Origin of the sequence: Streptomyces sp. NPDC029041 (genome assembly GCF_040637515.1) — a bacterium.
In the GTDB taxonomy this organism is placed as follows: Bacteria; Actinomycetota; Actinomycetes; order Streptomycetales; family Streptomycetaceae; genus Streptomyces.
In genome coordinates this window covers 1-26,840 of record NZ_JBEZWO010000005.1, presented here as the reverse complement: position 1 = coordinate 26,840, position 26,840 = coordinate 1, and the positions used below count along the sequence as shown (strand labels likewise).

Annotated in this window: 25 protein-coding genes and 1 rRNA gene; 17 read left to right on the top strand and 9 right to left on the bottom strand. The window is 70.3% G+C overall.

What is annotated here, in order from left to right; translation table 11 throughout:
- Nucleotides 1–92: 92 nt before the first annotated feature.
- From pstS to pstB, 4 genes are all read left to right on the top strand, one after another.
- Nucleotides 93–1,214 (top strand): phosphate ABC transporter substrate-binding protein PstS, encoded by a 1,122-nt coding sequence (pstS, locus tag AB0F04_RS13395; protein ID WP_362040885.1) that lies wholly within the window; start codon nucleotides 93–95, stop codon nucleotides 1,212–1,214.
- Nucleotides 1,215–1,317: 103 nt separating this feature from the next.
- A complete protein-coding gene (gene pstC, locus AB0F04_RS13390) occupies nucleotides 1,318–2,319 on the top strand; it encodes a phosphate ABC transporter permease subunit PstC (protein ID WP_362040883.1) in 1,002 nt (333 codons plus the stop codon).
- Nucleotides 2,316–3,371: a phosphate ABC transporter permease PstA gene (gene pstA / locus AB0F04_RS13385; RefSeq protein WP_362040882.1), complete on the top strand. Its 1,056-nt coding sequence runs from the start codon at nucleotides 2,316–2,318 to the stop codon at nucleotides 3,369–3,371. The genes pstC and pstA overlap by 4 nt, the downstream gene beginning before the upstream one ends.
- Before the next feature lie 71 nt (nucleotides 3,372–3,442).
- Nucleotides 3,443–4,219 carry a phosphate ABC transporter ATP-binding protein PstB gene (pstB, locus tag AB0F04_RS13380; RefSeq protein WP_020269923.1) on the top strand — a complete coding sequence of 259 codons (777 nt, stop codon included), beginning with the start codon at nucleotides 3,443–3,445 and terminating at the stop codon, nucleotides 4,217–4,219.
- 109 nt (nucleotides 4,220–4,328) lie between these two features.
- On the opposite strand, the gene AB0F04_RS13375 is transcribed toward pstB, so the two are convergent.
- Together AB0F04_RS13375 and AB0F04_RS13370 are read right to left on the bottom strand one after the other, a co-directional pair.
- On the bottom strand, nucleotides 4,329–5,327 hold the full coding sequence (locus AB0F04_RS13375) for an inorganic phosphate transporter (RefSeq protein ID WP_362040880.1): 999 nt from the start codon (nucleotides 5,325–5,327) through the stop codon (nucleotides 4,329–4,331).
- 7 nt (nucleotides 5,328–5,334) lie between these two features.
- A complete protein-coding gene (locus AB0F04_RS13370; RefSeq protein WP_053670931.1) occupies nucleotides 5,335–5,955 on the bottom strand; it encodes a DUF47 family protein in 621 nt (206 codons plus the stop codon).
- Between the two features lie 203 nt (nucleotides 5,956–6,158).
- Here AB0F04_RS13370 and AB0F04_RS13365 point away from each other — a divergent pair, with 203 nt between their 5' ends.
- Entirely contained in the window at nucleotides 6,159–6,560 is a 402-nt protein-coding gene (locus tag AB0F04_RS13365) for a metal-sensitive transcriptional regulator (protein WP_362040878.1), read from the top strand.
- Nucleotides 6,561–6,596: 36 nt separating this feature from the next.
- On the opposite strand, the gene AB0F04_RS13360 is transcribed toward AB0F04_RS13365, so the two are convergent.
- Both AB0F04_RS13360 and AB0F04_RS13355 read right to left on the bottom strand, forming a co-directional pair.
- Nucleotides 6,597–6,758 (bottom strand): hypothetical protein, encoded by a 162-nt coding sequence (locus AB0F04_RS13360; RefSeq protein WP_199825650.1) that lies wholly within the window; start codon nucleotides 6,756–6,758, stop codon nucleotides 6,597–6,599.
- A gap of 91 nt (nucleotides 6,759–6,849) precedes the next feature.
- Nucleotides 6,850–7,701 (bottom strand): hypothetical protein, encoded by an 852-nt coding sequence (locus tag AB0F04_RS13355; protein ID WP_362040876.1) that lies wholly within the window; start codon nucleotides 7,699–7,701, stop codon nucleotides 6,850–6,852.
- A gap of 400 nt (nucleotides 7,702–8,101) precedes the next feature.
- On the opposite strand from AB0F04_RS13355, the gene AB0F04_RS13350 reads away from it, so the two are divergent.
- A complete protein-coding gene (locus AB0F04_RS13350; protein ID WP_362040874.1) occupies nucleotides 8,102–9,655 on the top strand; it encodes an FAD-binding oxidoreductase in 1,554 nt (517 codons plus the stop codon).
- A gap of 6 nt (nucleotides 9,656–9,661) precedes the next feature.
- Here AB0F04_RS13350 and AB0F04_RS13345 read toward each other — a convergent pair whose 3' ends face one another.
- The 3 genes from AB0F04_RS13345 to AB0F04_RS13335 form a co-directional block, all read right to left on the bottom strand.
- Nucleotides 9,662–10,360: a phosphatase PAP2 family protein gene (locus tag AB0F04_RS13345; protein WP_362040872.1), complete on the bottom strand. Its 699-nt coding sequence runs from the start codon at nucleotides 10,358–10,360 to the stop codon at nucleotides 9,662–9,664.
- Between the two features lie 224 nt (nucleotides 10,361–10,584).
- Complete coding sequence (locus AB0F04_RS13340) at nucleotides 10,585–11,586, bottom strand: NlpC/P60 family protein (RefSeq protein ID WP_362041925.1); 1,002 nt, start codon at nucleotides 11,584–11,586, stop codon at nucleotides 10,585–10,587.
- 724 nt (nucleotides 11,587–12,310) lie between these two features.
- Nucleotides 12,311–13,057 carry a trypsin-like peptidase domain-containing protein gene (locus AB0F04_RS13335; RefSeq protein ID WP_362040869.1) on the bottom strand — a complete coding sequence of 249 codons (747 nt, stop codon included), beginning with the start codon at nucleotides 13,055–13,057 and terminating at the stop codon, nucleotides 12,311–12,313.
- Nucleotides 13,058–13,269: 212 nt separating this feature from the next.
- Between AB0F04_RS13335 and AB0F04_RS13330 the strand changes: the two genes are divergently transcribed.
- The 7 genes from AB0F04_RS13330 (at nucleotide 13,270) to AB0F04_RS13300 (ending at nucleotide 22,368) form a co-directional block, all read left to right on the top strand.
- The gene (locus tag AB0F04_RS13330; protein ID WP_362040867.1) at nucleotides 13,270–14,559 is read left to right on the top strand and encodes a S53 family peptidase; all 1,290 of its coding nucleotides are present in this window, start codon (nucleotides 13,270–13,272) and stop codon (nucleotides 14,557–14,559) included.
- A gap of 479 nt (nucleotides 14,560–15,038) precedes the next feature.
- Nucleotides 15,039–15,347 (top strand): hypothetical protein, encoded by a 309-nt coding sequence (locus AB0F04_RS13325; protein ID WP_003991275.1) that lies wholly within the window; start codon nucleotides 15,039–15,041, stop codon nucleotides 15,345–15,347.
- A gap of 209 nt (nucleotides 15,348–15,556) precedes the next feature.
- Nucleotides 15,557–16,381 carry a hypothetical protein gene (locus AB0F04_RS13320; protein ID WP_362040865.1) on the top strand — a complete coding sequence of 275 codons (825 nt, stop codon included), beginning with the start codon at nucleotides 15,557–15,559 and terminating at the stop codon, nucleotides 16,379–16,381.
- The gene (locus AB0F04_RS13315; RefSeq protein WP_362040863.1) at nucleotides 16,371–17,696 is read left to right on the top strand and encodes a hypothetical protein; all 1,326 of its coding nucleotides are present in this window, start codon (nucleotides 16,371–16,373) and stop codon (nucleotides 17,694–17,696) included. Before AB0F04_RS13320 ends, AB0F04_RS13315 begins: the two co-directional genes overlap by 11 nt.
- Nucleotides 17,693–19,249 carry an SCO6880 family protein gene (locus AB0F04_RS13310; protein WP_362040861.1) on the top strand — a complete coding sequence of 519 codons (1,557 nt, stop codon included), beginning with the start codon at nucleotides 17,693–17,695 and terminating at the stop codon, nucleotides 19,247–19,249. Before AB0F04_RS13315 ends, AB0F04_RS13310 begins: the two co-directional genes overlap by 4 nt.
- A gap of 6 nt (nucleotides 19,250–19,255) precedes the next feature.
- On the top strand, nucleotides 19,256–20,665 hold the full coding sequence (locus AB0F04_RS13305) for an ATP-binding protein (RefSeq protein WP_362040860.1): 1,410 nt from the start codon (nucleotides 19,256–19,258) through the stop codon (nucleotides 20,663–20,665).
- A 17-nt stretch (nucleotides 20,666–20,682) separates the two neighbouring features.
- Nucleotides 20,683–22,368: a TraM recognition domain-containing protein gene (locus AB0F04_RS13300; protein ID WP_362040858.1), complete on the top strand. Its 1,686-nt coding sequence runs from the start codon at nucleotides 20,683–20,685 to the stop codon at nucleotides 22,366–22,368.
- 46 nt (nucleotides 22,369–22,414) lie between these two features.
- On the opposite strand, the gene AB0F04_RS13295 is transcribed toward AB0F04_RS13300, so the two are convergent.
- Complete coding sequence (locus AB0F04_RS13295) at nucleotides 22,415–22,957, bottom strand: GNAT family N-acetyltransferase (protein ID WP_362040856.1); 543 nt, start codon at nucleotides 22,955–22,957, stop codon at nucleotides 22,415–22,417.
- 94 nt (nucleotides 22,958–23,051) lie between these two features.
- On the opposite strand from AB0F04_RS13295, the gene AB0F04_RS13290 reads away from it, so the two are divergent.
- Genes AB0F04_RS13290 through AB0F04_RS13275 form a run of 4 tightly spaced genes read left to right on the top strand, consistent with a single transcriptional unit; the run spans nucleotide 23,052 to nucleotide 26,690 of the window.
- On the top strand, nucleotides 23,052–23,972 hold the full coding sequence (locus tag AB0F04_RS13290) for an ABC transporter ATP-binding protein (protein ID WP_362040854.1): 921 nt from the start codon (nucleotides 23,052–23,054) through the stop codon (nucleotides 23,970–23,972).
- Nucleotides 23,969–24,748 carry an ABC transporter permease gene (locus tag AB0F04_RS13285; protein ID WP_362040852.1) on the top strand — a complete coding sequence of 260 codons (780 nt, stop codon included), beginning with the start codon at nucleotides 23,969–23,971 and terminating at the stop codon, nucleotides 24,746–24,748. Before AB0F04_RS13290 ends, AB0F04_RS13285 begins: the two co-directional genes overlap by 4 nt.
- Before the next feature lie 23 nt (nucleotides 24,749–24,771).
- Entirely contained in the window at nucleotides 24,772–26,022 is a 1,251-nt protein-coding gene (locus AB0F04_RS13280; protein WP_362040850.1) for a histidine kinase, read from the top strand.
- Nucleotides 26,019–26,690: a response regulator transcription factor gene (locus tag AB0F04_RS13275; RefSeq protein ID WP_362040848.1), complete on the top strand. Its 672-nt coding sequence runs from the start codon at nucleotides 26,019–26,021 to the stop codon at nucleotides 26,688–26,690. Before AB0F04_RS13280 ends, AB0F04_RS13275 begins: the two co-directional genes overlap by 4 nt.
- A gap of 59 nt (nucleotides 26,691–26,749) precedes the next feature.
- Here AB0F04_RS13275 and rrf read toward each other — a convergent pair.
- Nucleotides 26,750–26,840, bottom strand: a 5S ribosomal RNA gene (rrf, locus tag AB0F04_RS13270); the annotation flags it as partial.

Genomic DNA, 26,840 nt, shown 5'->3' with positions numbered 1-26,840 from the left:
ACGCGAGCCGCGCCTGCTGAGTGCGGCCGCGTCCGCATCACGCAGACTTCGCACGCCGCCGATCAGGACGGCGGCTCCTGGAAGGAACTCAAGTGAAGCTTCAGCGCATGAACCGGCGGGCCCTCGCTCTCGGTGCTCTCGCCGTCTCCGGCGCCCTGGCCCTCACGGCGTGCGGCTCCGACGAAACCGGCAACCCGGACGGTGGCTCCTCCAACGCCGCCGCGCAGAGCAACATCAAGTGTGACGACGCCTCGGGCCAGGTCCTCGCCGACGGCTCCTCCGCGCAGAAGAACGCGGTCGACGCGTGGGTCAAGCAGTTCTCCGCGGCCTGCAAGGTCGAGATCAACTACAAGGCCGGCGGCTCCGGTGCCGGTGTCACCGCGTTCACGCAGGGCCAGGTCCCGTGGGCCGGCTCCGACTCGGCGCTCAAGCCCGACGAGGTCGCCGCCTCCAAGAAGGTCTGCTCCGGCGGCCAGGGCATCGACCTGCCGATGGTCGGCGGCCCGATCGCCGTCGGCTACAACGTGCCGGGGGTCGACAAGCTCGTCCTGGACGCCTCGACGATCGCCAAGATCTTCGACAGCAAGATCACCAACTGGAACGACCCGGCGATCGCGAAGCTGAACCCCGACGCGAAGCTGCCCAACCTCAAGATCCAGGCGTTCCACCGCTCGGACGAGTCCGGCACCACGGACAACTTCACCAAGTACCTGATCGCCACCGCCAAGAAGGACTTCCCCTACGAGGGCGGCAAGGCCTGGCAGGCCAAGGGCGGCCAGTCCGCTCCGCAGTCCTCCGGCGTCGCCGCGCAGGTCAAGCAGACCGCCGGCGCGATCGGCTACTTCGAGCTGTCGTACGCCAAGGACGGCATCAAGACCGTCGCCATCGACACCGGCGCCTCCCAGCCGGTCGAGGCGACCGTCGACAACGCCACCAAGGCCATCTCGGACGCCAAGGTCGTCGGCACCGGCAAGGACCTCGCGCTGCAGCTGAACTACGGAACCAAGGCCGACGGCGCCTACCCGATGGTCCTGGTGACGTACGAGATCGTCTGCGACAAGGGCAACAAGGCCGACACCCTGCCCGCCGTCAAGGCGTTCCTGCGCTACGCGGCCTCGGAGGACGGCCAGAAGATCCTCGCCGAGAACGACTACGCGCCCATGCCTGACGACATCATCGCCAAGGTCCGCGAGACCGTCGAGAGCCTGAGCTGACCCGAGTGCGGTCCGGCCTCCTCAGCGAGACCGGACCGCACCGTCCGGTGCACCGCCGCCAGGAACCGCACAGCACGTGCGGTTCCGCAGACCGGAGAACCCGATGGACACAACACAGATAGCTGACGCACCTCCACCCCTCCAGCCATCCACGGCCGAGCAGAAGCGCGCGGCCCGTGGTGCCACCCGGCCCGGAGACCGGATCTTCCTCGGTCTCTCCCGCGGCTCGGGCATTCTGCTGCTGGTGATCATGGCCGCGATCGCGGTCTTCCTCACCTACCGCGCCTTCCTCGCCATCAGCGAGGACGAGGGCAACTTCCTGACGACCTTCGAGTGGAACACCGGTAACACCCCGCCGGTGTTCGGCATCGCGGTGCTGGCCTTCGGCACGATCGTCTCCTCGATCGTCGCCATGGTCATCGCGGTCCCGATCGCCGTCGCCATCGCGCTGTTCCTCACGCACTACGCCCCGCGCCGGCTGCGCGGCCCCATCGCGTACGTGATCGACCTGCTCGCCGCCGTGCCGTCCATCGTCTACGGCCTGTGGGGCGCCCTCGTCCTCGTGCCGCACATGACCGGCCTCTTCGGCTGGCTGAACGACTACCTCGGCTGGACCGGCGTCTTCTCCTGGGACGGCGGTGCCCCCCGCTCGATGCTGACCGTCGGCATCCTGCTCGCGATCATGATCCTGCCGATCATCACCAACGTGAGCCGCGAGGTCTTCCGCCAGGTCCCGCAGATGCACGAGGAGGCGGCCCTGGCGCTCGGCGCCACCCGCTGGGAAGTGGTCCGCATGGCGGTCCTGCCCTTCGGCCGCTCCGGCGTGATCTCCGCCTCGATGCTCGGCCTCGGCCGCGCCCTCGGCGAGACCATGGCCGTGGCGACCGTCCTCTCCCCGGACTTCCTGATCCACGGCAGCCTGCTCAACCCGGGCGGCGGCACCTTCGCCCAGAACATCGCGAGCAAGTTCAGCGAGGCCACCGAGTTCGGCCGTGACGCGCTGATCGCCTCCGGCCTGGTCCTGTTCGTCATCACCCTGCTGGTCAACGGTGCGGCCCGCGCGATCATCGCCCGCCGCAAGGAGTACTCGGGGGCCAACGCATGAGCACCGCAACCACCACCCCGAAGCGCCCCAGCACCCTGCGCGGCGGCCATTTGCCCACGTGGGCTCCGTGGGCCATCGCCGCCGGATCGGTCGCCCTCGGAGTCGGCATCAGCGCCGCCGCCCGCCTGCACAGCAGCATCCAGTGGGCCCTGATCGCCGCGATCCTCTACGTCCTCGGCACGTACGTGATCGCGGCCCGGGTCGAGAACCGCCGCCAGGCCAAGGACCGCGTGGTCACCTCGCTGGTGTGGGTCGCGTTCCTGCTCGCCGTGGTGCCCCTGGCCTCGCTGGTCTGGTCGACCGTCCAACGCGGCGTGAAGGTCCTCGACGTCTACTTCCTGACCCACTCGATGGGCGTGGTGGCCGACTCGGAGGCGGGCGGCGGCATCTACCACGCCATCCTCGGCACGCTGGAGCAGGTCGGCCTCGCCACGCTGATCGCCGCGCCGGTCGGCGTGCTCACCGCGATCTACCTGGTGGAGTACGGGCGCGGCAACCTCGCCCGGGCCGTCACCTTCTTCGTCGACGTCATGACCGGCATCCCGTCGATCGTCGCCGGCCTGTTCATCCTCAGCCTCATGCTGATGTTCGACATGGAGCCCTTCGGCTTCGCCGGCTCGCTCGCCCTCGCGATCCTGATGATGCCGGTCGTCGTCCGCTCCACGGAGGAGATGCTCAAGCTCGTCCCGAACGAGCTGCGCGAGGCCTCCCTGGCACTCGGCGTCCCGAAGTGGCGCACCATCCTGAAGGTGGTCCTGCCGACGTCCCTCGGCGGCATCACCACGGGCATCATGCTGTCCATCGCCCGTATCGCCGGTGAGACCGCGCCCGTGCTGCTGCTGGTGTTCGGCAGCAAGTTCATCAACGCCAACCCCTTCGAGGGTGCTCAGGCGTCGCTCCCGCTGTACATCTACCAGCAGTACGGATCGGGCGAGGCCACGGCGTACGACCGCGCATGGGCGGCGTCCCTCACGCTGATCGCCTTCGTGATGATCCTCAACCTGGTGGCCCGCGGCATCGCCCGCTGGAAGGCCCCGAAGACCGGTCGCTAAAGCATCCATGTGCGGCTACCGCCGCGTGGCGACCACAGCGACTGATCTGACTGTCTGGAAGTGAAGTAATCATGGCCAAGCGAATCGACGTAAGCGGACTGACTGCCTACTACGGCTCCCACAAGGCGATCGAGGACATCTCGATGACCGTCGAGCCGCGCTCGGTGACGGCGTTCATCGGCCCCTCCGGCTGCGGCAAGTCGACGTTCCTGCGCACGCTGAACCGCATGCACGAGGTCACCTCGGGCGGCCGCGTCGAGGGCAAGGTGCTCCTCGACGACGAGGACCTCTACGGCACGGGCATCGACCCGGTGTCGGTCCGCCGGGAGGTCGGCATGGTGTTCCAGCGCCCGAACCCGTTCCCCACGATGTCGATCTTCGACAACGTCGCGGCGGGCCTGCGGCTGAACGGCAACTACAAGAAGAGCGAGCTCTCCGACATCGTCGAGCGCTCCCTCAAGGGCGCGAACCTCTGGAACGAGGTCAAGGACCGCCTGAACAAGCCCGGCTCGGGCCTCTCCGGCGGCCAGCAGCAGCGTCTGTGCATCGCGCGGGCGATCGCGGTCGAGCCGAACGTCCTGCTCATGGACGAGCCCTGCTCGGCACTCGACCCGATCTCCACGCTCGCCATCGAGGACCTGATCGGGGAGCTCAAGGAGCGCTTCACGATCGTCATCGTGACGCACAACATGCAGCAGGCGGCCCGCGTCTCGGACCGCACGGCGTTCTTCAACCTCGCGGCGGTCGGCCAGCCCGGCAAGCTCATCGAGATCGACGACACCGAGCGCATCTTCTCCAACCCGTCGGTCCAGGCCACGGAGGACTACATCTCCGGCCGCTTCGGCTGATCCCACCCCCCCGACTCCTCGCGGTGCTGCATGGCGGTGCCACCGTGAGGCCGAAAAAGGGCCCGCCCCCGGCTTCCGGGGGCGGGCCCTGTCGTATGCGTCGGTGCCGCTACAGGAACGCCAGGTTCACGATCCCGAAGGACGCCGCGGCCACGATCGCCGCGGCCGGCATCGTGATGAACCAGCCCAGGATGATGTTCTTGGCGACGCCCCACCGCACGGCGTTCACGCGCTTGGTGGCCCCCACGCCCATGATCGCCGAGGTGATCACGTGCGTCGTGGAGATCGGCGCCTTGAACAGGAACGCCGTGGTGAACATGATCGACGCGCCCGTGGTCTCCGCCGCGAAGCCCTGCGGCGGGTCCAGCTCGATGATCTTCCGCCCCAGCGTCCGCATGATCCGCCAGCCGCCGGCGTACGTCCCCAGCGACAGCATCACCGCACAGGCGACCTTGACCCACACCGGAATCGGATCGCCGTAGTCCTCGACATCGGCGATGACGAGCGCCATCACCACGATGCCCATCGTCTTCTGCGCGTCCTGCAGACCGTGCCCCAGCGCCATGCCGGCCGCCGAGACGGTCTGCGCGATGCGGAACCCGCGCTTGGCCTTGTGCGGGTTGGCCTTCCTGAACATCCACAGGATCGCGGTCATCACGAGGTAACCGGCCAGCATGCCGACCACCGGAGACACGAACATCGGGATGACGACCTTCTCCAGCACCCCGCTCCAGTAGACGGTCGTCCCGCCGGCCAGCGCCGCCCCGACCATGCCGCCGAACAGCGCGTGGGACGAGGAGGACGGCAGCCCGAAGTACCAGGTGATGAGGTTCCAGACGATCGCGCCCACCAGCGCGGCGAAGAGGATGCCCATCCCCTTCGACCCGGTCGGTGTCTGGATCAGGCCCTCACTGACGGTCTTGGCGACCCCGGAGCCCATGAAGGCACCGGCGAGGTTCATCACCGCTGCCATGGCGAGCGCGGCCTTCGGCGTCAGCGCCCGCGTCGAGACGGACGTGGCGATCGCGTTCGCCGAATCGTGGAAGCCGTTGGTGTACGTGAAGAAGAGCGCGACGCCGATGGTCACGACCAGAGCAAGGGTGTCCATTGAGGGCTCAGGACTCCTTGACGGCGATGGTCTCCACCGTGTTCGCCACGTGCTCGAAGGCGTCCGCCGCTTCCTCGAGCACATCCACGATCTGCTTGAGCTTGAGCACGTCCATGGCGTCGTACTTGCCGTTGAAGAGGTGCGCCAGCAGCTTGCGGTGGATCTGGTCGGCCTGGTTCTCCAGGCGGTTGACCTCGATCCAGTACTCGGTGAGGTTCTCCATGGTCCGCAGGTGCGGCATCGCCTCGGCCGTCAGTTCGGCGGCGCGCGCCAGTACCTCGATCTGCTGCTCGACGCCCTTGGGCAGTTCCTCGACGTTGTAGAGGACGACCAGGTCGACGGCCTCCTCCATGAAGTCCATGATGTCGTCGAGCGACGAGGCGAGGGAGTAGATGTCCTCGCGGTCGAACGGCGTGATGAACGAGGAGTTCAGCTGGTGGAAGATCGCGTGCGTGGCGTCGTCACCGGCGTGTTCCGCGGCCCGCATACGCTCTGCGATCTCGGCCCTGGCGGATGAGTCCGCCCCGAGCAGTTCCATCAGGAGCTTCGAGCCCGTGACGATGTTGTCCGCGGAGGCGGCGAACATGTCGTAGAAGCTCGTCTCCCTGGGGGTCAGACGAAAGCGCACGTGGGGTCCTCGGGGTGCTTCGGTTTCGGTCAGGCTGATGCTAGGCGCATCATCCGGCCACGGCTATCGGGCCGCCCACCAGTGTCGCGCATCGGGCAGAGTGGTGAGCACGGGGGCGGTTGTCAGGCCCGTATACCCAGCAAAGTTCGGTACCATATACCCACCAGGGGTATGTATCGCCCACGGCCCACCAGGAGGAAGCGATGACGGACGTGACCGACGCCACAGATGTCGCACATGTCACCACCGGCAGCGCCGAGACCACGGGTGTCGACGTGACGGCCGATCACGACCACGGTGTGCACGGGTACCACAAGCAGAAGGACGAGCACCTCAAGCGCCTGCGTCGTATCGAGGGCCAGATCCGGGGCCTGCAGCGCATGGTCGACGAGGACGTCTACTGCATCGACATACTCACCCAGGTCTCCGCCTCCACCAAGGCCCTGCAGTCCTTCGCCCTGCAGCTGCTGGAGGAACACCTGCGGCACTGCGTCGCCACGGCAGCCGTTGAGAGCTCCGCTCAGGGGGCCCACAAGGGCGGCGACGAGATCGACGCCAAGGTGAAGGAGGCGACCCAGGCGATCGCCCGCATGCTGCGGACGTGAGCCGGGCCCGGCCTCGACGGACGCCCCGTCGCAGCCTCAGGAGGAGTCCCGCTCCTCCGCCACCTTCAGCACCTCGTCGATGCTCTCCAGGCTGAGCCGCTCGCGGGCGGCCGAGGCCGCGATGATCAGCTCCCCGCACAGCTCGATCTCGGCGAGGGCCACGTGGTCCTGAACTGCCGTACCGCCGACCGGAGCCACGTGCGTCACCTCGTCTCTGCCGTTGCCGGCTTCCTAGAGTAGGGAGCGGCCCACACACCGCGCATGGCACGGACGGGCTAGTTCACGCCGGTCACTCCTCGGCGATCCTGCCCGCGTAGATGTCGTCGGTCCGGGGCAACCGTACGCGCACCGAGGCCCCGAAATCGTAGAGCAGCGTCGTCGAGGCGACGGCTACGGGGCTCTGCTGCTGCCCGTTCAGGAAGCTGAACCGGTGCCTGACCTTGCGGATGCGTCCCTCGTCGTCGAGGTAGGCGTCGAACGGCACCTCGGCGGTGGCGAACCCCTCGGCCGCCGCCTTCAGCGGCTCCCGGTTCCCCTTCGACGCCCGCCGGGCCGCGTCGGCGAGGTCCGCCGTGCCCCGGTAGTGGCTCACCCCGGTGCCCGCGACCTCCGTCCTGCCCACATAGGTCGCCGTCCGCGTACCGAGCAGCACCTCGGCCGCCGTGAACGGGTCGGTGGCGCCGCCGGTGACGAGGTTCCCGTCGGACAGGGTCCGGGTGTCCACCCGCACCCACTTGTCCGCGGGCACACCGGCGCCCCGGTTCTTCATGAACAGCGCACCCGGCGCGAGCAGTTCGGTGATCGGCCGGCGCTCGGCCACCCCCGCGGGGTCCTGCGGCAGCAGCACCTTCAGCCGCCCCATCCGCTTGCGGTAGTCGTACACCCCGGCGCCCCGGATGGTCACCCGGGTCCCGCCGGTGGCCATCTCCATCGACGTACGGGCCTTGGAGCTCCCCGCGCCGACGAGCCGTCCGGCGGACTGGCGCAGCACGGTGACCGCTTCCCCGGCGCGAGCGTCCCCGGCCGCCGCGTCACCCGCGGAGCACCCCGCGGACCCCAGCCCCGCCCCGGCCAGGACCACGGCGGCGACGACCGTCGCGCCCGTCCGCCTGTGCCGCCCTTCCCGCTGCCGCCCAGTCATCGCCTGCCTACCCCCAGCCGGTACGTCCGTCACGGGCCCCCTCGTCGTTCCGGTTAACGACGGGTTTGTGCCCCCGTCACGCGTGGCCGCGCCGACCGCCGTACGAGCGCTTTACCCGTGCTGGGTAACGTGGTCGGCGTGGCGCAGCAGGACGGGCCGGAACTTTCCCCCCACCCCCCGGAACACCGCACGACGACCATGGAGAAGGGCCGTTTCTGCATGGCCCACTGCATCTGTGGCTGGCGCGGCCCGGCACGAAGAGCGAGAAGCCAGGCGCGTACGGACGCGGAGCGGCACGCGACGGACTGAGACCGCGCCGGACACCTCCCGGCCGGGGCCGGACCATGGAACCCTCACCCCCGTCCCACCGTCTCCCAGGACGGAACCACCGGGAGGCCCCATGGAACGGCGCACGATACTGACGGCCGGCACGGCGGCGATCGCCGCGGCCGCCACCCCCTTCACCACCGCCTGCACCCCGTCGGGCACCCGCGCCAAAGGCACGGCCACCGACGCCGTGCGCACCTCCACCACCTCGAGAACCACCGCCGCGAACTGGGCCGCCCTGGCCCGCGACCTCGACGGCCCCCTGATCCGCCCGGGCGACGCCGCCTGGTCCGCGGCCCGGCAGCTCTACAACACCCGCTTCGACACCCTGAAGCCCGCCGCGGTCGCGTACGTCTCCCACGCGGACGACATCCGCACCTCGCTGGCCTACGCCCGCGCCCACGCCCTGCGGGTCGCGATCCGCAACGGCGGCCACTCCTACGCCGGCTGGTCCTCCGGTGACGGCCGCCTGATCATCGACGTCTCCAAGCTCGACCGCGTCCGGGCCTCGGGCACCACCGCGGTGGTCGGCGCGGGCGCCAAACTCATCGACGTCTACCGGACGCTGGCCGCGAAGGGCGTCACCATCCCGGCCGGCTCCTGCCCGACCGTCGGCGTCTCGGGCCTCACCCTCGGCGGCGGCCACGGCGTGGTCTCCCGCGCCTACGGCCTGACCTGCGACAGCCTCACCCGGGCCACCCTGATCACCGCCGACGGCAAGCAGCTCACCGCCGACGCCCGCGAGAACAAGGACCTCTTCTGGGCCCTGCGCGGCGCCGGCAACGGCAACTTCGGCGTCGTCACGGAGCTGCACTTCACGACCCACCCGGCCCCGCAGGGTGTCTCGGCGAACCTGTCCTGGCCCTGGTCCAGGGCGGCGGCGGTGGTGAAGGCCTGGCAGGAGTGGGGCCCGTCGCAGCCCGACGAGATCTGGTCGTCCCTGCACCTGGCGAACGCCGCGGGCGGCACCCCGACCGTCTCGGTCTCGGCGTTCTCCCTGGGCACCTACGGCGAGCTGAAGAACGCCGTCGACCGCCTGGCCGACCGCGTCGGCGCCCCGGCCCGCAGCGTCTCCCTGAAGCGCCGCTCGTACGAGGAGTCGATGGAGGTGTACGCGGGCTGCTCCTCGTTCCCGACGGACGCGCAGTGCCATCTGCCCGGCTCGACCCCCGGCCGTTCCCCGAACGGCGCGCTGGGCCGCGAGACCTATGCCGCGGCGTCCGACTTCTTCGACCGCTCCCTGTCCACGGCCGGCATCCGCACCCTGCTGGCCCAGATCGCCTCGGTGCGCGGCGGCACCGGCAGCATCGCCCTCACGGCCCTGGGCGGCGCGGTGAACCGCGTCTCCCCCACCGCCACGGCGTTCGTCCACCGCCGCTCCCGCATGCTGGCCCAGTACATCGGCGCCTGGCGGGCCGGCACGAGCGGTACGACGGCCCGCGACTGGCTGGCCTCGGCCCACAAGGCCATGCGCCCGCACGCCTCGGGAGCCGCCTACCAGAACTACACGGACCCGACCCTGACCGACTGGCGCAAGGCCTACTACGGGGATGCGGCGACGCGCCTGGCCAAGCTGAAGAAGCAGTACGACCCCGAGCGCTTCTTCACGTATCCCCAGGCCCTGTAAGGGGCTTTAAGCGGCCAGATCCCGCTCCGAGGCCCGCTCACTGCGCGCCTCCGGGGTCACCGTGTCCTCGTCTTCGGCGGGCCCTCCGCTGCGCACCAGCCGGCCCAGGCGGGGCGAGCGCTCGACGGCCTTCACCAAAGGCGTCAGCAGGGCCATGGCGAGCGGCGACAGCAGCAGCGCCACGGCGGTGCCCAGTGCGAACCCGCCCACGACGTCCGTCGGGTAGTGCACACCCATGTAGACGCGGATGAACCCGCCGAACAACGCCAGCACGAGCCCGATGAGCCCGAACTTCCGGTTGGCGACGAACAGGCCGACCGCGAGGGCCATGACGATCGTCGCGTGGTCGCTGACGAACGAGTAGTCGGTCTTGCCCTGGACCAGCACGTCGAGCCCCTGGTGGTCCAGGAACGGCCGGGGCCGCTCCACGAACCCCCGGATGGGCACGTTCACCAGGACGGCGATACCGGCGGCCAGCGGCGCCCAGACCAGCGCCGCGACGGTGGACGCCGCGTCCTCGTCGCCGCGTCGCCGCACGGACCACCAGCACCACACCACGAGCAGGACGATGCCGAGCAGCAGCCCGTATTCACCGACGTATTCCATGACCCGGTCGAACCACGGCGGCGCGTCCTTGGCCAGGCCATTGATGTCGTACAACAGGTCGACGTCAGGGTTCGACCCGGAATCGGCGAGTCCAGCCATGGCGCTGCGGCCCCTTCGTCGTCTCTCCCGGCGCACCTGTGCGTGCGCCGCTCCTGCCACCCCCGTGGTTGTAGATCCGCTTCCGCTGCACTGACGTCCGCTCGGCTACGTCACCAGGAACGCACGGCTCCCGTTGATACGTTCCACACTCCACCGAATGATCACGCAGACGTTATCGAAGAGAGATACGTCGTCGCAGCTCAGGGGGTGGGTTCACACAGGGTTCACACCGTCGTGGGGAGTGCTTTCGCGCCATCTTCGGTGACCCGGGTGGCACCGAAGTAGTCCGGGGTGTCGATCGGGTCGAACCGGATGACGGCACCGGTCCGGGGCGCGTCGATCATGTACCCGCCGCCGACATAAATGCCGACATGCCGGATGGCACGGGAATTGGTGAGGTCGTCCGAGAAGAACACCAGGTCGCCGGGGAGCAGTTCGTCCCGCGAGGGGTGCGGGCCGGCGTTGTACTGGTCGTTGGCCACGCGCGGGAGCCTGATGCCCACGGTCGCGTAGGCGGCCTGGGTCAGACCCGAGCAGTCGAAGCGTCCGCCCTGCTCAGCGGTGCCGGTGCCGCCCCACAGATAGGGCGTGCCGAGCTTCTTCTGCGCGTACTCGATCGCGGCCGCGGCCTGCTCGGAGGGATCCACCCGCCCGACCGGCGCCGCGAAGCTCTCGGAGAGCGTCGTGATCCGCTTCACGTAGTTCCGGGTCTCGCTGTACGGCGGCACGCCCCCGTACTTGATCACCGCGTACGCCCCCGCGTTGTAGGCGGCCAGCATGTTCTCGGTCGGATTCCCGCCAACCTTCTTCACGTAGGAGGCGAGTTCGCAGTCGTACGAGGCGGCCGAGGGAATCGCGTCCTTCGGATCCCATACGTCACGGTCGCCGTCGCCGTCGCCGTCGATGCCGTGACTGGCCCACGTGCCGGGGATGAACTGCGCTATGCCCTGTGCGGCGGCGTGGCTCTGGGCTCTGGGGTTGAAGCCGCTCTCCTGGTAGAGCTGGGCGGCGAGCAGGGCCGGGCTGATGGCGGGGCAGAGGTTGCCCCACTTCTGCACGAGGGCCGCGTACGCGGCGGGCACCGACCCCTTGGCCAGCGATTTCGCCCCGCCCCCCACGCCGTTGACCAGGTTCCCGGCGACGAGATAGACCCCGACGACGAGCAGCATCACGAAGGCCAGCGCTGAGCTGATCGCAACGCTCGCCACGATCCACGCCTTACGCACCGTCAACCGCCCCTCGCCGCCCAGGAGTCCGTGGGCCAGTGTAGAGGCGGCAGGCACGCCCGGGAATGATCACGGGCAAGGGAGTCGGGGCGGACGGGGGAACGGAGCACGGCACGGGGCGGCACGGCAAGCTCGGCGAGGCACGGCAGGCGCACGGCAGGTGCAGTGGCTCCGGCGAGCGCACGGCAGGTGCGCCGGGCCGCGGCGGACGCACGCCCGCTGCCGCGGGTACACGACGAGTGCGACGGCGGACGCACGACCGCTGCCACGGGTGCACCACGAGTGCGACGGCGGACGCACGACCGCTGCCACGGGTGCACCATGGGTGCGGCGGCGGACGCACGACCGCTGCCACGGGTGCACCATGGGTGCGGCGGCGGACGCACGGCAGATGCGGCGCGGCACGACGAGTGCGGCGCCGCACGACCCGTGCGGCGGCTCCGGCGGGCGCACGGCAAGTGCCACGGGTGCACCACGAGTGCGGCGGCGGGCGCACGACCGCTGCCACGAGTGCACGACGAGTGCGGCGGCGGACGCACGACCGCTGCCCACGGGTGCACCACGAGTGCGGCGGCGGACGCACGGCAGATGCGGCGCGGCACGACGAGTAAGGCGCCGCACGACCCGTGCGGCGGCTCCGGCGGGCACACGGCAAGTGCCGCGAGTGAACGGCGAGTGCGGCCGGTGCCCGGCACACTCGGCCTGCACGCGGGTTCACGACCCCTCACCGATCCCCCGCCGCCTGTTCGTACAGCCGCAACGCCTCCGTACCGAGGACCACGCTGTAGGAGATCCTCGAGGTCGTCCCGCCCTGGTCGTGCCCGCCGAGGACACCGACGACCTGCCCGTCCCCGTTCACCCAGGGGCTGCCGCTGGTGCCCCCGCTGAAGCCGGGGCACGCGATGCGCTGCTGGGTGCGGCCGAGCGCGGTCGGCTTGTCGGTGCAGCTGACCGGCGTCTCCCGGGCGTTGGGGTACCCGGTGACGGTCACCGCGGTGGCCCCGGTCGCCGTGCCGGTCACGAACCGGTTCCCGCCGACGACGTCCTGGACCTCCGTGCCGCCCCGCGGCGCGAGCACGGCGAATCCCACGTCGCTGTCCTCGTCCTGTCTCTCGGTCCAGCCGCGGGGCAGGAACCGCCGCCGCACCGTCCACTCACCGTAGGGCGCACGCCCGTTGCGGTAGCCCGGTACGAAGACCAGCGCACGGTCTCCGCCGAGGCAGTGCGCCGCGGTGACGATCAGGTTCCGGTGCGGCGCGTCCACCACGGACGCCGTACAGAAGTGCCCTCCCCCTGGGCCACGGAGGAGCACCCCGACCCGGGCGTCGCGGCCGGTGACGGTCACACCGAACGGGCCGGCCCCGTCGTCGGCGGTCGCGGTGGACGCGGTGATGAGGGCGAGGAGGATCACGGCGACGGTCAGGACGCGCTTCACCCGGGCGACTGTGCCAGACGAAGGTGAGAGGAGCATCAGTCGCCGCCTTCATCACACGGCCATCGGGCCGTCAGCGACAGGTAAGCCCCGCACCCTCTTCAGTAAGGCGGAAGTCAGGATTCCGATCACCGCCTTGTTGGCAGGTACTCAACAAGCGATCGTCGTCGCGGGTCGCCGCCCCCGCCGGGAATCACACCGGCGGTTCCCCACCCGCAGGCCTCTCACCACCACTGCCGGGAGGCTGTACCTTGCGCACGACACTCCCGACTCCCCCCACGTCCCGCCTCAGATGGCGCCGCGTGGCGTCCGCCGTCACCGCCACCGCCGCACTCCTCCTCACCGGCCTCACCACCGCCGCCCACGCCCAGGCCGCGGACCCGAGCACGTCCAAGGTCACCTGGACCCGCTCCTGCGCCCTGCCCCGTCACGCGGGCGAGATGGCCTGCAACGCCCTGCGCGTCACCGGCGGCCGCACCGCCTTCCAGCAGCAGCACAGCCTCTCCGCCCAGGCCGCCGACGCCTCCTCCCCCTCCGGCTACGGTCCCTCCGACCTCCGCAGCGCCTACGGACTGACCTCCGCCGCCACGAGCAACGGCTCCGGCCGGACCATCGCCATCGTCGACGCCTACGACGACCCCAACGCCGAATCCGACCTCGCCGCCTACCGGTCCCAGTACGGCCTGCCCGCCTGCACCACCGCGAACGGCTGCTTCCAGAAGGTGAGCCAGACCGGCTCCACCACCGCCCTCCCCACCGCCAACAGCGGCTGGGCCGGCGAGATATCCCTCGACCTCGACATGGCGAGCGCCATCTGCCCGAACTGCCACATCACGCTCGTCGAGGCCAAGTCCGCCACCATGACCAACCTCGGCACCGCCGTCAACGAGGCCGTCGCCCTCGGCGCCAAGTACGTCTCCAACAGCTACGGCGGCGGCGAGTCCTCCGCCGACACCTCGTACGACTCCGCCTACTTCAACCACCCGGGCGTCGCCATCACCGTCAGCGCGGGCGACGCGGGCTACGGCGCCCAGTACCCGGCGGCCTCCAGGTACGTGACGTCCGTGGGCGGCACCAGTCTCTCCACGTCCGCCACGACCCGCGGCTGGACCGAGAGCGTCTGGCGCACCAGCAGCACCGAAGGCACCGGCTCCGGCTGCTCCGCCTACGACACCAAGCCCGCCTGGCAGACCGATACCGGCTGCACCCGGCGCATGATCGCCGACGTCTCGGCCGTCGCCGACCCCGCGACCGGCGTCTCCGTCTACGACACCTACGGCGCCGACGGCCAGGGCTGGGCCACCTACGGCGGCACCAGCGCCTCCGCCCCGATCATCGCGAGCGTCTACGCCCTCGCGGGCACCCCGTCGACGGGCTCCTACCCGGCCGAGTTCCCCTACGCGAACACCACCGCCCTGAACGACGTCACCAGCGGCAGCAACGGCAGCTGCACCACCAGCTACTTCTGCACCGCCCGGACGGGCTACGACGGTCCGACCGGTCTGGGCACCCCGCAGGGACTGGCCGCCTTCACCGGCTGACGCACTCCCCCCGGTGACAGACCGTCACCGGGGGACCGCCGCCCGGCGCCGTGGGGGCCCTGGGCGGCGGGGAAACGAAGGGGCCGCGGCATCCCAGCCGCGGCCCCTTTGCCCTGCCGGGTAGCCTTCACCCGGAGAACACCGGCGCGACCACTCACCCGACCAGCCGTCAGAAACGGCCCCCTAAGGTGGAAAAGGCCGCAAGAGGGCACAACGACAGAACCGCACCCCAGGTTCCGCTCAGGCCTCATTGCCCGGCGTGACCTGCCGTGATACACAGAGTGACCATACGATCCTTCGTACGCCGCCCGTCACCTCCCCTAGGGCCCGGAGCGGAACGGTGGCAAGGTATTCGTACGAAACCCGCCAATCAATGACGCCAAGTCGACATCCGACAGCATCATTGTCGGCGACAATGAGGCCTGACCTCTGCACTACCGCAGAGGGTGCGGAACTACCCAACAGGGGCGGTGACTTACATGCTCTTTGCGGCCGACAAGGGAGACATCAACACCATCATCGGCGGGATCGCTCCGGACTGGGGCCCCTTCGGCAGCCTGGGCAACGAGGCGAAGGTGATGATCGAGGTCGTGATGGCGGTGGCCATCCTGCTCTGCCTCGGCATCGCCATCTGGGGCGCCGCCAAGCAGCGCATCGGAGCCACCGCCCTGCGGGACACCTTCAGCGCGGAGCAGGGCAAGGGCCTGATCATCGCCGGCCTCACAGGAGTCTTCATCATCGGCTCCCTCGGCACCCTCTTCACCATCGTGTACGGCATGGCCGTGTAGCCCGGGCACCGTCCGTCCGGCCGGTCACGCCCGGCTCCCCCTCCATCCCACCCGCCCGTCGTGCCCACCGGCTGAGGTTGCGTTTCCCTGATGTCGAGTCACCACACCGCGCCCGCGCGGGAACCAGCACGGCTACCGTCGTACGAGCAGGATGAAAAGTACGACCGGTACGAAGTGTCTCCGCACGACGTCGAGGGGGCGTACGCGGCATGAGTCTCGGTGACGACCACCAGTCCTCCGGCGGCTACGCCGGCACGGGCCAGACCCGCACCCGCCTGCCCGACTCCGGCGACGCCTTCACCGACCCCCGCCGCCGCTCCTCGTCCCGCAGCCTGGTCACGGTCGTCGGCGTGGTGGTCCTCCTGATCGCAGCGATCGCTTTCGCCAACCGGGGGGACGGCGACGGCGGGAACGGCGGAGCGGGCAGCGACAAAGCGGAGAGCTCGGCGACAGCGCCTACGGGGCAACAACCGGTGAAGTCGAAGACCGGCGACATCGCCACGGGCTACGCCCACACCGAGCAGGGCGCCCAGTCCGCAGCCACCAACTACGGCATCGCGCTCGGGTCGGCCGACATGTACAACCTCGAGAAGCGCCACGCGATCGTCAACACCGTGTACGCACCGGACGTCGCAACCGCGCAGCTGCCCGCGTTCGACCAGGTGTACTCGAAGGAGAGCTTCCTGGAGAAGCTCGGCCTCACCAAGGACGGGGCCGCGCCCAGCGGCCAGACCTTCGTCTCGCGCGTCGTCCCGGTCGGCACCAAAGTCACCTCCTACAACGGCAGCACGGCCTCAGTCGCACTCTGGTACACCTCCCTCTTCGGCCTGTCGGGGGAGGGCTCGACGAACCCCGTGACCGAGAGCTGGTACACCACGACCTACCAGCTGAAGTGGGTCGACGGTGACTGGAAGCTCACCGACTTCAGCCAGAAGGAGGGCCCGGTCCCGGTCGGGCGCGACCAAAGAGCCTCCACCGCAGAGGACATGAGCAAGGCCGTCGAGGAGTACGGAGGCTTCACCTATGCCCGTTAGGCATCACGTACTCAAACTCGGCGCCGCGGTCACAGCGGTGCAGACGGCCGCGGTCCTGCTGGCCAGCCAAGCCTTCGCCGCACCCACTCCCTCCCCGTCCCCCAGCAACAACGCCTGCGATCTGCTCCGGGACAAGGCCAGGGACATCTGCGAAGGCGACACCGGCAGCGGAAGTGGCAGCGGTACCTCCCGCCTCGACCCCACCTCCACCCTCGACCCCCTCTCCTCCCTCGCCAAGGGCTGCGCCGACGCCGCCTCCTGGACCGTCGACAAACTCAGCGACGCCGTGAAGGAGACCGCCAACGTCGACTTCACCAACCCCAAGTTCCTCCAGCAGTACGCCGTCGTCTTCGCCGCCTCGACGATCCTCACGCTCCTGCTCTGGCTCCTGGCCGTCGCCAAGCGAGCCGTCCGCGGCGTCCCCCTCACCACCGCCCTCTCCGAAGCCATCGGCTTCCTGTGGCTCACGGTCCTGGCCTCCGCCTTCACCCCCCTGATCCTCTACACCGTCGTATCGGCCACCGACGGCATCACCGAGGTCCTCGCCAAAGCCACCGGCGACCAGACCGACGCGTTCTTCGGCACCTTCTCCGAAGCCCTCAAGAAGGGCGAGGACATCGGCGGCGGCCCGATCATGCTGATCGTCGTCTCCCTGGTCAGCATCCTCGCCGCCGGAGTCCTCTGGCTGGAGCTCGTCATCAGGGCCGCGCTCCTGTACGTCGGCGCCCTCCTCGGCACCGTCGTCTACGCCGGCCTCGTCGACAAGAACCTGTGGGGCCACGTCCGCCGCTGGGCCGGCATCATGATCGCCGTCATCCTCATCAAGCCGGTCATCGTCATCGTCCTCGGCCTCGCCGGCGCACTCTCCGCCGACGACGGCCCCAACGCCTTCTCCGCCGTCGTCTCCGGCCTCGCCATCATCCTGCTCGCCATCTTCGCCAGCGCGATGATCTACCGCTTCGTCCCCGGCTTCGGCGACGAGATCGCCGGCTCCCGCAACAACCGCCTCATGCGGGGCGCCGAGAGCAAGGCCGCCGCGGTCATCAGCTCCCCGGCCACCCTCGTCGCACAGGGCATCAAGACCCACAGCTCCCGCGCCGACAACAACGGCGGAGGCAGCCAGTCCTCCGCCCCCCGCCCCAGCAACCCCGCATCCGGCGGGGTCGCCGCGCACAGCGCCCGCACCTCGAACGGCGGCGGCGGATCCGTCCCCTCCGCCGCACCCGCGCCCCGTTCGAGCAGCCCCGTCAACACCCCGCACGCCAGCAACACCCGCAACAGCAGTACCAACCGCACGGGAGGTGAAGGGCGTTGACGACCGAGTCCCACGTGTCCCATCCGGTCACGCCCCGCCGGACATACCTGATCGGCCGCGCCCGGCCGAACGCGATCATCGGCCGCAACCGCGAGACCGGCGAGATCGCCCTGATCGTCGTGGGCGCGTTCATCGGCATGATGTGCGGGCTCCTCGTCCCGGTGCTGTCCCTGCGCATCGTGCTGCTCGCCGGGTTCCCGATGCTGGCGCTGGCCGCGGTGTACGTGCCGTACAAGCACCGCACCTTCTACAGGTGGTTCGAGATCAACCGCAGCTACAAGCGGACCCTCAAGCAGGGCACCACCTACCGCTCCTCGGCGATCGAGGCCGGCACCCGGCTGGACGGCAAGGAGATCGAGGTCGGCCCGCCCCCGGGCATCGGCCGCATCACCTGGCTGGCCGCCCCCTTCGGCCCCGACGAGATCGCCGTGCTCCTGCACGCCGACCGCAAGACCGTCACCGCCGCCATCGAGATCGAGGGCCCCGGCGTCGGCCTGCGCGACAGCGAGGACCAGGAAGCCCTCGTCGACCGCTTCGGCACCCTGCTCAAGCACGTGGCCAACGGCGACGGCTTCGTCACCCGCCTGCAGATGCTGGCCCGCACCCTCCCGGCCGACCCCGACGCCCACGCCAAGGACGTCGCCATCCGCGGCGACGACAAGGCCCTGCCGTGGCTCCAGGAGTCCTACGACCAGCTCCAGTCCATGGTGTCCACCAGCAGCGAGCAGCACCGCGCCTACCTCGTCGCCTGCATGCACTACACCCGCGAACTCGCCGCCGAGGCCAACGCCATGGCCCGGGCCGCCCGCGCCCACGGCGGCAAGGTCGACCGGGACGCCGGACTCGCCGTCGTCATGGCCCGCGAGCTCACCGACATCTGCTCGCGCCTGCAGGAAGCCGACATCCGCGTCCGCCAGCCCCTCGGCCAAGGGCGGCTGTCCTCGCTGATCCACTCCATGTACGACCCGGACCACCCCATCGACCACATCCAGGCGATGACCAAGCGCAACGCCTGGCCGGCCGAACTGGACGCCATGGAGCCCACCTACCTCCAGGCCAAGACCCGCGAGTCCTCCACCCGCGCCCCCTGGTGCCACGCCACGGCCTGGGTGAAGGAGTGGCCGATGACCCCTGTGGGCGTCAACTTCCTCGCCCCGCTCCTCGTCCACACCCCGGACGTCATCCGCACGGTCGCCGTCACCATGGACCTCGAACCCACCGAGGTCGCCATCGAGCGCATGCTCACCGAGAAGACCAACGACGAGGCCGAGGCGTCCCGCGCCGCCAAGATGAACCGCACCGTCGACCCGCGGGACGTCGCCGCGCACTCCCGGCTCGACCAGCGCGGCGAAGACCTCGCCAGCGGCGCCGCCGGCGTCAACCTCGTCGGCTACATCACCGTCAGCTCCCGCTCCCCCGACGCCCTGGCCCGCGACAAGCGGACGATAAGGGCCTCGGCGGGCAAGTCGTACCTCAAACTGGAATGGTGCGACCGCGAGCACCACCGCGCCTTCGTGAACACCCTTCCCTTCGCCACCGGCATTCGGAGGTAGGACCTGATGCGGGATCCGCTGTCCGTCCTCACCGAGGCCTTCACCTCCTTCCTCTTCGGGAAGGTCGAGACGACCAGGCTTCCGGTGCGCACGTCCACGGGCCAGGCCCAGGCGGTCTATCTCCCGACCGCCGCCCCGGGCCTCGGCGACTCCGGCGTCATCATCGGCCGCGAGGTGTACTCCGGAAAGGGCTACATCTACGACCCCTTCCAGCTCTACGGCCAACAGCTCCCCGCGCCGCACTGGCTGGTCCTCGGCGAGTCCGGCAACGGCAAGTCGGCGCTGGAGAAGACGTACGTCCTGCGCCAGCTCCGCTTCCGCGACCGCCAGGTCGTCGTCCTGGACGCCCAGGGCGAGGACGGCGTCGGCGAGTGGAACCTCATCGCCGAGGAGCTGGGCATAACTCCCATCCGCCTGGACCCGACGGCGGCCCTGGACATGGGCATCCGCCTCAACCCGCTCGACCCCGCGATCACCACGACGGGCCAGCTCGCGCTGCTCCGCACGATCATCGAGGTCGCCATGGGCCACGGCCTGGACGAACGCTCCGGCTTCGCCCTCAAGGTCGCCCACGCCTACGTCAACGAGACCATCGTCGACCGCCAGCCGGTCCTGACCGACATCGTCGAGCAGCTGCGCCACCCCGAACCCGAGTCGGCCGAGGCGATGAACGTCGCCATAGACGACGTACGGGCCTGGGGCCTCGACGTCGCCCTGGTCCTGGACCGCCTGGTCGACGGTGACCTGCGCGGCATGTTCGACGGCCCCACCACGGTGGGCATCGACCTCGACGCCCCGCTCATCGTCTTCGACCTGTCCCACATCGACCGCAACTCCATCGCCATGCCCATCCTCATGGCGATCGTCGGCGTGTGGCTGGAGCACACCTGGATCCGCCCCGACCGGAAGAAGCGCATCTTCCTCGTCGAGGAGGCCTGGCACATCATCAACAGCCCCTTCGTCGCCCAGCTGTTCCAGCGCCTGCTGAAGTTCGGCCGCCGCCTCGGCCTGTCCTTCGTGGCGGTCGTCCACCACCTGTCCGACGTGGTGGACGGAGCCGCCGCCAAGGAAGCGGCGGCGATCCTCAAGATGGCGTCCACCAGGACGATCTACGCCCAGAAAGCGGACGAGGCGAGGGCCACGGGACGGGTGCTCGGGCTGCCCAGGTGGGCGGTCGAGATCATCCCGACCCTCACCCCCGGCATCGCCGTGTGGGACGTCAACGGCAACGTCCAGGTCGTCAAACACCTGATCACCGAGACCGAACGTCCCCTGGTCTTCACCGACCGCGCGATGACCGAGTCCTCCCACGACCTCACCGACGACGCCCTGCACGCCGCCGAGCTCGAGGCGGAGGAACGGGCCGCGGCCTTCGTGGAGCACCACCTGGGCGACTCCGAATCAACGGTGGCGTAGGCGGCAGGGGAGGACGCGTGAGACCGGACGACCGCCGCACCCAGCGGGACGGCCAGGGAGGCATCCCCGACGGCCTGCTGGTCGGCATACTCGCGTTCCTCCTCGGCATGACCCTGCTGGTGTGGACGGCCACCGGCCTCGCCGCCTGGTTCGCGCACGGCTCCTGGCCGTCCGGCGTCACCTTCACCCGCACACCCCTGGCGATGCGCGCCCTCATCGCCAAGCCCCACGACATCCCTTCCGCCTGGCCCGGCACACCCCCCGCCGAACTCTCCGGCTACGGCCTGTTCTGGGGCCTGTTCATCGGCCAGCTGATGATCCTCGTCGTCCTGACGGTGTTCATGATGGGCACCCTGGCCCGGTGGCGGGCGGTTCGCGCGAGACGCCGACTGGAGAGGGCGACGGCTGGGGAGCGGCCAGGGGTCGCGTACGGGACCGGCGCCGGGACACCGCACGAGGCCCCGGTCTCACCACAGCACCAGACGACGGGCCCGGACCGGCCCGACGCATCGCCATCGGCCCGGCACCGCGCCCCCGCAGCGGCGTCCCACGACGTTCCGGCGTCGGCACATCACGACGCATCGCCATCAGCCCGGCACGGCGCCCCCGCAACGACGCCCCACGACGTACCCGCGTCGGCACAGCACGACGTGCCCACCCCACGCCGCTCCGCCCCCGAGCCCCCATACATCGTCGACCCGACGCCCCCCCTGGCCCCCACACCGGCTGCCGCGCCCGCGACCCCGGCTGCCCTGTTCGGCCAGGAACGGGTGGCCGGGTGGGAAAAAGTCCTCGTAGCGCCCAGGGAAACCCGCCAGTCCACCGCAACCCAAGCGGTACGCGACGCGGAAGGCCCGGCCCTCGTCGTCACCTCGAACCCGGCCCTCTGGCAGGACACCAAGGACGCCAGAGCCAAACTCGGCCCCACCCACCTCTACGACCCCGCACACCTCTGCGACACCCCGTCCCGACTCCACTGGTCCCCCACCACCGGCTGCGAGGACAAGGCGACGGCAACCACGAGAGCCGCCGCCCTCCTCACCCCCGTCCGCCCCACCGCCAAACTCGACCAGGCCCTCAGCGACACAGCCGAGACACTCCTGCGGAGCTACCTGCACGCCGCAGCCATCGACGGCCGCACCATCCGCCACGTCCACCGCTGGTCCCAGGGCACCCAGCTCCAGGACGCCGTACGCATCCTCCGCACCAACCCCAAGGCGGCTCCCGCCTCCGCGGGCGAACTCGAAGGCGCCCTCACGGCCCACCCCGAACGCCGCGACATGGCCCAGCAGCTGACCACCCGTGCCCTCGCGGCCCTCTCCACGATCAACATCCGCGAAGCCTGCACTCCCAACCGAACTGATGCCCTCGCCTTGGATTCCTTCGTCCACGAAGGGGGCACGCTTTACGTGGTGGGGGAATCCATCGAGGACCCCAGGACCAACCCGGGCGCGATGCCCTTCCTGACGGCCCTCGTCTCGAGCGTGGTCGAGCGCGGCCGGCACATGGCCGAACGGTCATCGGCCGGTCGCCTCGACCCACCAATGACGCTCGTCCTGGACGACGTCGCGGCCGTGGCCCCGCTTCCCCAGCTCCCGGAGCTGCTGGCCACCGGAGCGGACCGGGGCATGCCGACCCTGGCCCTGCTCCGCTCCCGCGAACAGGGCCGCGCCCGGTGGCCGCACGACGAACTGCCCGTCTAGGACCTGTTCATCGGGACCATCCCTGCGCCGACAGGACTCGGGCCCGTCACTCCCGCTCCAGCACGAACTCCAACTCCCGCTCCCCGGCATCCCCCAACGACACCGTCACCCCACTCGGCACGAACCCGGCCCGCCGGTAGAACCGCTGCGCCCGCCCGTTCTCCTCGTGCACGATGAGCCGCACGCGCTCGAGCCCCTGAGCCCACGACCACTCCAGGGCCGCATCGAACAGCACCTCGGTCAGCCCGCTCCCGCGCTCCTCCGGCCGCACGAACACACCGATCACATGCCCCTGCTTCCGCTCCACCGGAAAGCCGGCCCAGTCGGTCGTCCCGGGCTCCTCCACGAGCACGGTCAGCGTCGCCACCCACCGCCCGTCCGGCCCCTCGGCGATGATCTGCTGGGCCCTGTCCACCCCCTGCGCGGCCCCCTCGGTCCGCTCCTGCCAGAACGAGTCCGGCCGGGCCACGGCCTCCTCGTACGTCTCCAGGAAGGCCAGGTGCGCCACCGGGTCCCGCAACGCCACGAGCCGCAGCTCCTTCGCCGCAGGCCACTCGTCAGCACGGACGGACCGGATCACATAGCTCATGCGGGCCACGGTAGTACCCGGGTACGACACCCCTCACCCCGATTACCGCCGCCGGTCCGACGCCCACGCCCCCGGCAGGCACGAGCATCGAAGCATGCTGACGGCACACGAACTCACCAAACGCTACGGCGACCGGACGGTGGTCAGGGACCTCTCCTTCACCGTCCGCCCCGGCACCATCACCGGCTTCCTCGGCCCGAACGGCGCCGGCAAGTCCACGACCATGCGCATGCTCCTCGGCCTCGACGCCCCCACCCGCGGCCACGCCACCGTGGCCGGCCGCTCCTACGCCGCCCACCCCGCGCCCCTCACCGAGGTCGGCGCCCTCCTCGAAGCCCGCTCCGTCCACCCCGGCCGCACCGCCTACCACCACCTGCGCGCCCTCGCCCACACCCACGGCATCCCCAGCGCCCGCGTCGAGCAGGTCCTCGGCCTCACCGGCCTGACCGACGTCGCCCACCGCCGCGTCAAGGGCTTCTCCCTCGGCATGGGCCAACGTCTCGGCATCGCCGCCGCCCTCCTCGGCGACCCGGCCACCCTCATCCTCGACGAACCGGTCAACGGCCTCGACCCCGAGGGCGTCCTGTGGATCCGCAATCTCCTCAAGTCCCTCGCCTCCGAGGGCCGCACCGTCCTCGTCTCCTCCCACCTGATGAGCGAGATGGCCCTCACCGCCGAACACCTGGTCATCATCGGCCGCGGCCGCCTCCTCGCCGACACCACGGTCACGGACTTCATACGCGATTCCGGCGCGGGCACCACCAAGGTCGTCACCCCGGACGCCACCGCCCTCGCACGTCTCCTCACCGCACCCGGCGTCGACATCACCACCGACACCCCCGGCGCCCTCCGGGTCCGCGGCACGAACGCCGAACACATCGGCCGCACCGCGGCGGCCCACGGCATCCCCCTGTACGAACTGACCCCCGGCACCGCCTCCCTGGAAGAGGCCTTCATGGACCTCACCCGCGACGCGGTCGAATACCCGGCGACCCTGCAAGGAGCGGCAGCATGACCACGGCGACCCTTCCCCACCGCGTGACCCCGGCGCGCGTCCTGCGCTCCGAATGGCACAAGTTCTGGACCCTGCGCTCCACCTGGATCACCCTCGTCGTCACCAGCGCCCTCACCGCGGCCATGGGCGCGGGCCTGGGCGCCGCCTACGACGGCTCCGGCGAAGGCGGCATGGACACCGTCATGTTCGTCCTCCTCGGCACCCAGTTCGCCACGATCAACCTCGGCGTACTGGGCATCCTGGCCACCGCCGGCGAGTACTCCACCGGCCAGATCCGCGCCACCATGACGGCCGTCCCGCGCCGCCTGCCCGTCCTGTGGTCCAAGGCCGCCGTCCTGGCCGCGGTCGCCCTCCCCCTCACCCTGGCGACGAACCTCCTCACCTTCCCCCTGGCCCAGACCTTCCTCTCCGGTACCGACCAGGCGGCCTCCTTCGGCGACCCCGGCGTCCTGCGGGCCCTGGCGGGCAACGCGGCCGGCCTGACCCTCCTCGCCGTCCTCGCCCTCGGCATCGGCGCCCTGCTCCGCTCGGTCCCGACCGCCATCGGTGCCTTCATCGGCATCGTCATGATCCTCCCGGAGATCCTGGCCATGCTCCCGTACGCGTTCGTCGAGGACGCCGTCCGCTACTTCCCCGGCAAGGCCCTGGAGGCCCTCACCACCGCACAGCCGATGCCCGGCACGGCGGCGCCCGGCGCCGCCCTCCTGGCCATGACCCTGTGGACGGCGGCCGTCCTGACGCTCGCAGCGGTGGCCCTGCGCCGCCGAGACGTGTGACGCCGGCACCGGAAACCCTCACCATGGACCCCGTGACGGAAGACCGGGCGCCGGAGCCCCTCACCGACTACGCCCACCGCCTCACCCGCCGGGTGCGCGCCTTCGACCGACGCCACCCGCTGCCGTGGGACCTGCACTTCACCGGCTTCTGGGTGACAGCCGCCCTGATCGACTACGCCGGAGGCGGCTGGCGCCACAACGCCCACAGCGTCGACGTCCCCGGCTGGCTGCTCCTGACCATGAGCCTCGGTCTCTCGGTCCCCCTGCTGTGGCGCCGCACCCGCCCCACCGCCGCCCTGGTCGCCACGGTCCCCTTCGCCGTCGCCAGCGCCTGGACCGGCGCCGCCCTCCAGGCGGTCCTGCTCCAGCTGGTTCTCGTCTACCACCTCGCCCTGCGCCGCCCTCTGCGTGACCTGTGGTGGGCGGCGGCCCTGGTGCTCGCCCCGGTGCTGGTGTCGGCCACCCGTCATGGGGAGGGCACCTGGGACCAGCAGATCGGCTCACACCTGATGTCCGTCACGGTGGCCGTTCTCATCGGCGTCACGGTCCGCACCCGCCGCAACTACACGGAGGCGCTGGAGGACCGGGCCCGCCGCCTGGAGACCGAACGCGACCAGCAGGCCCAGCTCGCCACGGCCGCCGAGCGTGCCCGCATCGCCCGCGAGATGCACGACATCATCGGCCACAACCTCTCCGTCATCACCGGCCTCGCCGACGGCGGCCGATACGCGGCCGCCAAGTCCCCCGAACGCGCCGGCCAGGCCCTCGAAGCCATCGCGACCACCAGCAGGCAGGCCCTGACCGAACTCCGCCGTCTTCTCGACGTCCTGCGCGAGGACGAGGAGAACCAGCCCGACCTGACCCCTCAGCCCGGCCTCACCGACCTCGACCGGCTCCTCGACGGCGTACGCTCCGCAGGCCTTCCCGTCAGCACCACCACCCACGGCGTCCCCGACCTCCCCCCGGGCCGCCAGCTCACCGTCTACCGCGTCATCCAGGAAGCTCTGACCAACACCCTCAAGCACGGCGGCCCCGACACGACGGCGGCGATAGAGCTCTTCTACGAGGAGAAGGCCTCCGTCACCGTGACCATCACGGACACGGGTCACGGCCGGCCCGGCGACGCCCCCCGCTCCGACGCCCGGGGCCGGGGACTTCCGGGAATGCGCGAGCGAACGGCCCTGTACGGCGGCACACTTGAGGCCGGTCCCCGCCCCCACCCCGAGCAGGGCTGGCGCGTCCGTATACACCTCCCGGAGGAATCCCCGCAGTGACCACGGTCCTGATCGCCGACGACCAGCCTCTTCAGCGTTTCGGCTCCCGCATGCTGCTGGAGAGCCAGGACGACATGACGGTCGTGGGCGAGGCACCGAACGGCAGCGAGGCGGTCCGCCTGGCATCCGAGCTCCGCCCCGATGTCGTCCTGATGGACATCCGCATGCCCGGTCTCGACGGTATCGAGGCCACCCGCCGCATCACCGCCGCCGGCGACCGCACCCGCATCCTGATCGTCACCACCTTCGACCTCGACGAGTACGCCTATGCCGGCCTCCGCGCAGGCGCCTCCGGCTTCCTCGTCAAGGACGCCCAGCCCGAGGAACTCCTCGCCGGTATCCGCGCGGTGGCCACCGGCGACGCGGTCGTCGCCCCCAGCCTCACCCGTCGCCTCCTGGACGCCTACGTCCATCACCTCCCGGCCGGCCCCGGCACGGAGGCCGGTCCGCAGGAGGACGCGCGCCTCGCCTCCCTCACCGACCGCGAACGAGAAATCCTCACGGTCATCGGCCAGGGCTGGACGAACACGGAGATAGCCACGCGCCTGCATCTCGCCGAGTCGACGGTGAAGACTCATGTGGGCCGCATTCTCGCGAAGACGGGTTCCCGCGATCGCATTCAGGCGGTCATCCTGGCGTACGACACGAAGCTGGTGGAGCCGTCCTAAAGATCCTGGAAACGCAGAAAACCCCCGCATCCGAAGATGCGGGGGTTTTCCCAAAAATTGTTCGGCGGCGTCCTACTCTCCCACAGGGTCCCCCCTGCAGTACCATCGGCGCTGTAAGGCTTAGCTTCCGGGTTCGGAATGTAACCGGGC

Bases quoted from the DNA above. Each gene is read 5' to 3' on its own strand.
- AB0F04_RS13355 (WP_362040876.1), bottom strand. From the start codon at position 7,701: ATGACTGGGCGGCAGCGGGAAGGGCGGCACAGGCGGACGGGCGCGACG.
- AB0F04_RS13375 (WP_362040880.1), bottom strand. From the start codon at position 5,327: ATGGACACCCTTGCTCTGGTCGTGACCATCGGCGTCGCGCTCTTCTTC.
- AB0F04_RS13365 (WP_362040878.1), top strand. From the start codon at position 6,159: ATGACGGACGTGACCGACGCCACAGATGTCGCACATGTCACCACCGGC.
- pstA (WP_362040882.1), top strand. From the start codon at position 2,316: ATGAGCACCGCAACCACCACCCCGAAGCGCCCCAGCACCCTGCGCGGC.
- AB0F04_RS13320 (WP_362040865.1), top strand. From the start codon at position 15,557: ATGAGTCTCGGTGACGACCACCAGTCCTCCGGCGGCTACGCCGGCACG.
- AB0F04_RS13315 (WP_362040863.1), top strand. From the start codon at position 16,371: ATGCCCGTTAGGCATCACGTACTCAAACTCGGCGCCGCGGTCACAGCG.
- pstB (WP_020269923.1), top strand. From the start codon at position 3,443: ATGGCCAAGCGAATCGACGTAAGCGGACTGACTGCCTACTACGGCTCC.
- AB0F04_RS13335 (WP_362040869.1), bottom strand. From the start codon at position 13,057: ATGCTCCTCTCACCTTCGTCTGGCACAGTCGCCCGGGTGAAGCGCGTC.
- AB0F04_RS13285 (WP_362040852.1), top strand. From the start codon at position 23,969: ATGACCACGGCGACCCTTCCCCACCGCGTGACCCCGGCGCGCGTCCTG.
- AB0F04_RS13345 (WP_362040872.1), bottom strand. From the start codon at position 10,360: ATGGCTGGACTCGCCGATTCCGGGTCGAACCCTGACGTCGACCTGTTG.
- AB0F04_RS13280 (WP_362040850.1), top strand. From the start codon at position 24,772: ATGGACCCCGTGACGGAAGACCGGGCGCCGGAGCCCCTCACCGACTAC.
- AB0F04_RS13350 (WP_362040874.1), top strand. From the start codon at position 8,102: ATGGAACGGCGCACGATACTGACGGCCGGCACGGCGGCGATCGCCGCG.
- pstC (WP_362040883.1), top strand. From the start codon at position 1,318: ATGGACACAACACAGATAGCTGACGCACCTCCACCCCTCCAGCCATCC.
- AB0F04_RS13325 (WP_003991275.1), top strand. From the start codon at position 15,039: ATGCTCTTTGCGGCCGACAAGGGAGACATCAACACCATCATCGGCGGG.
- AB0F04_RS13305 (WP_362040860.1), top strand. From the start codon at position 19,256: ATGCGGGATCCGCTGTCCGTCCTCACCGAGGCCTTCACCTCCTTCCTC.
- AB0F04_RS13290 (WP_362040854.1), top strand. From the start codon at position 23,052: ATGCTGACGGCACACGAACTCACCAAACGCTACGGCGACCGGACGGTG.
- AB0F04_RS13295 (WP_362040856.1), bottom strand. From the start codon at position 22,957: ATGAGCTATGTGATCCGGTCCGTCCGTGCTGACGAGTGGCCTGCGGCG.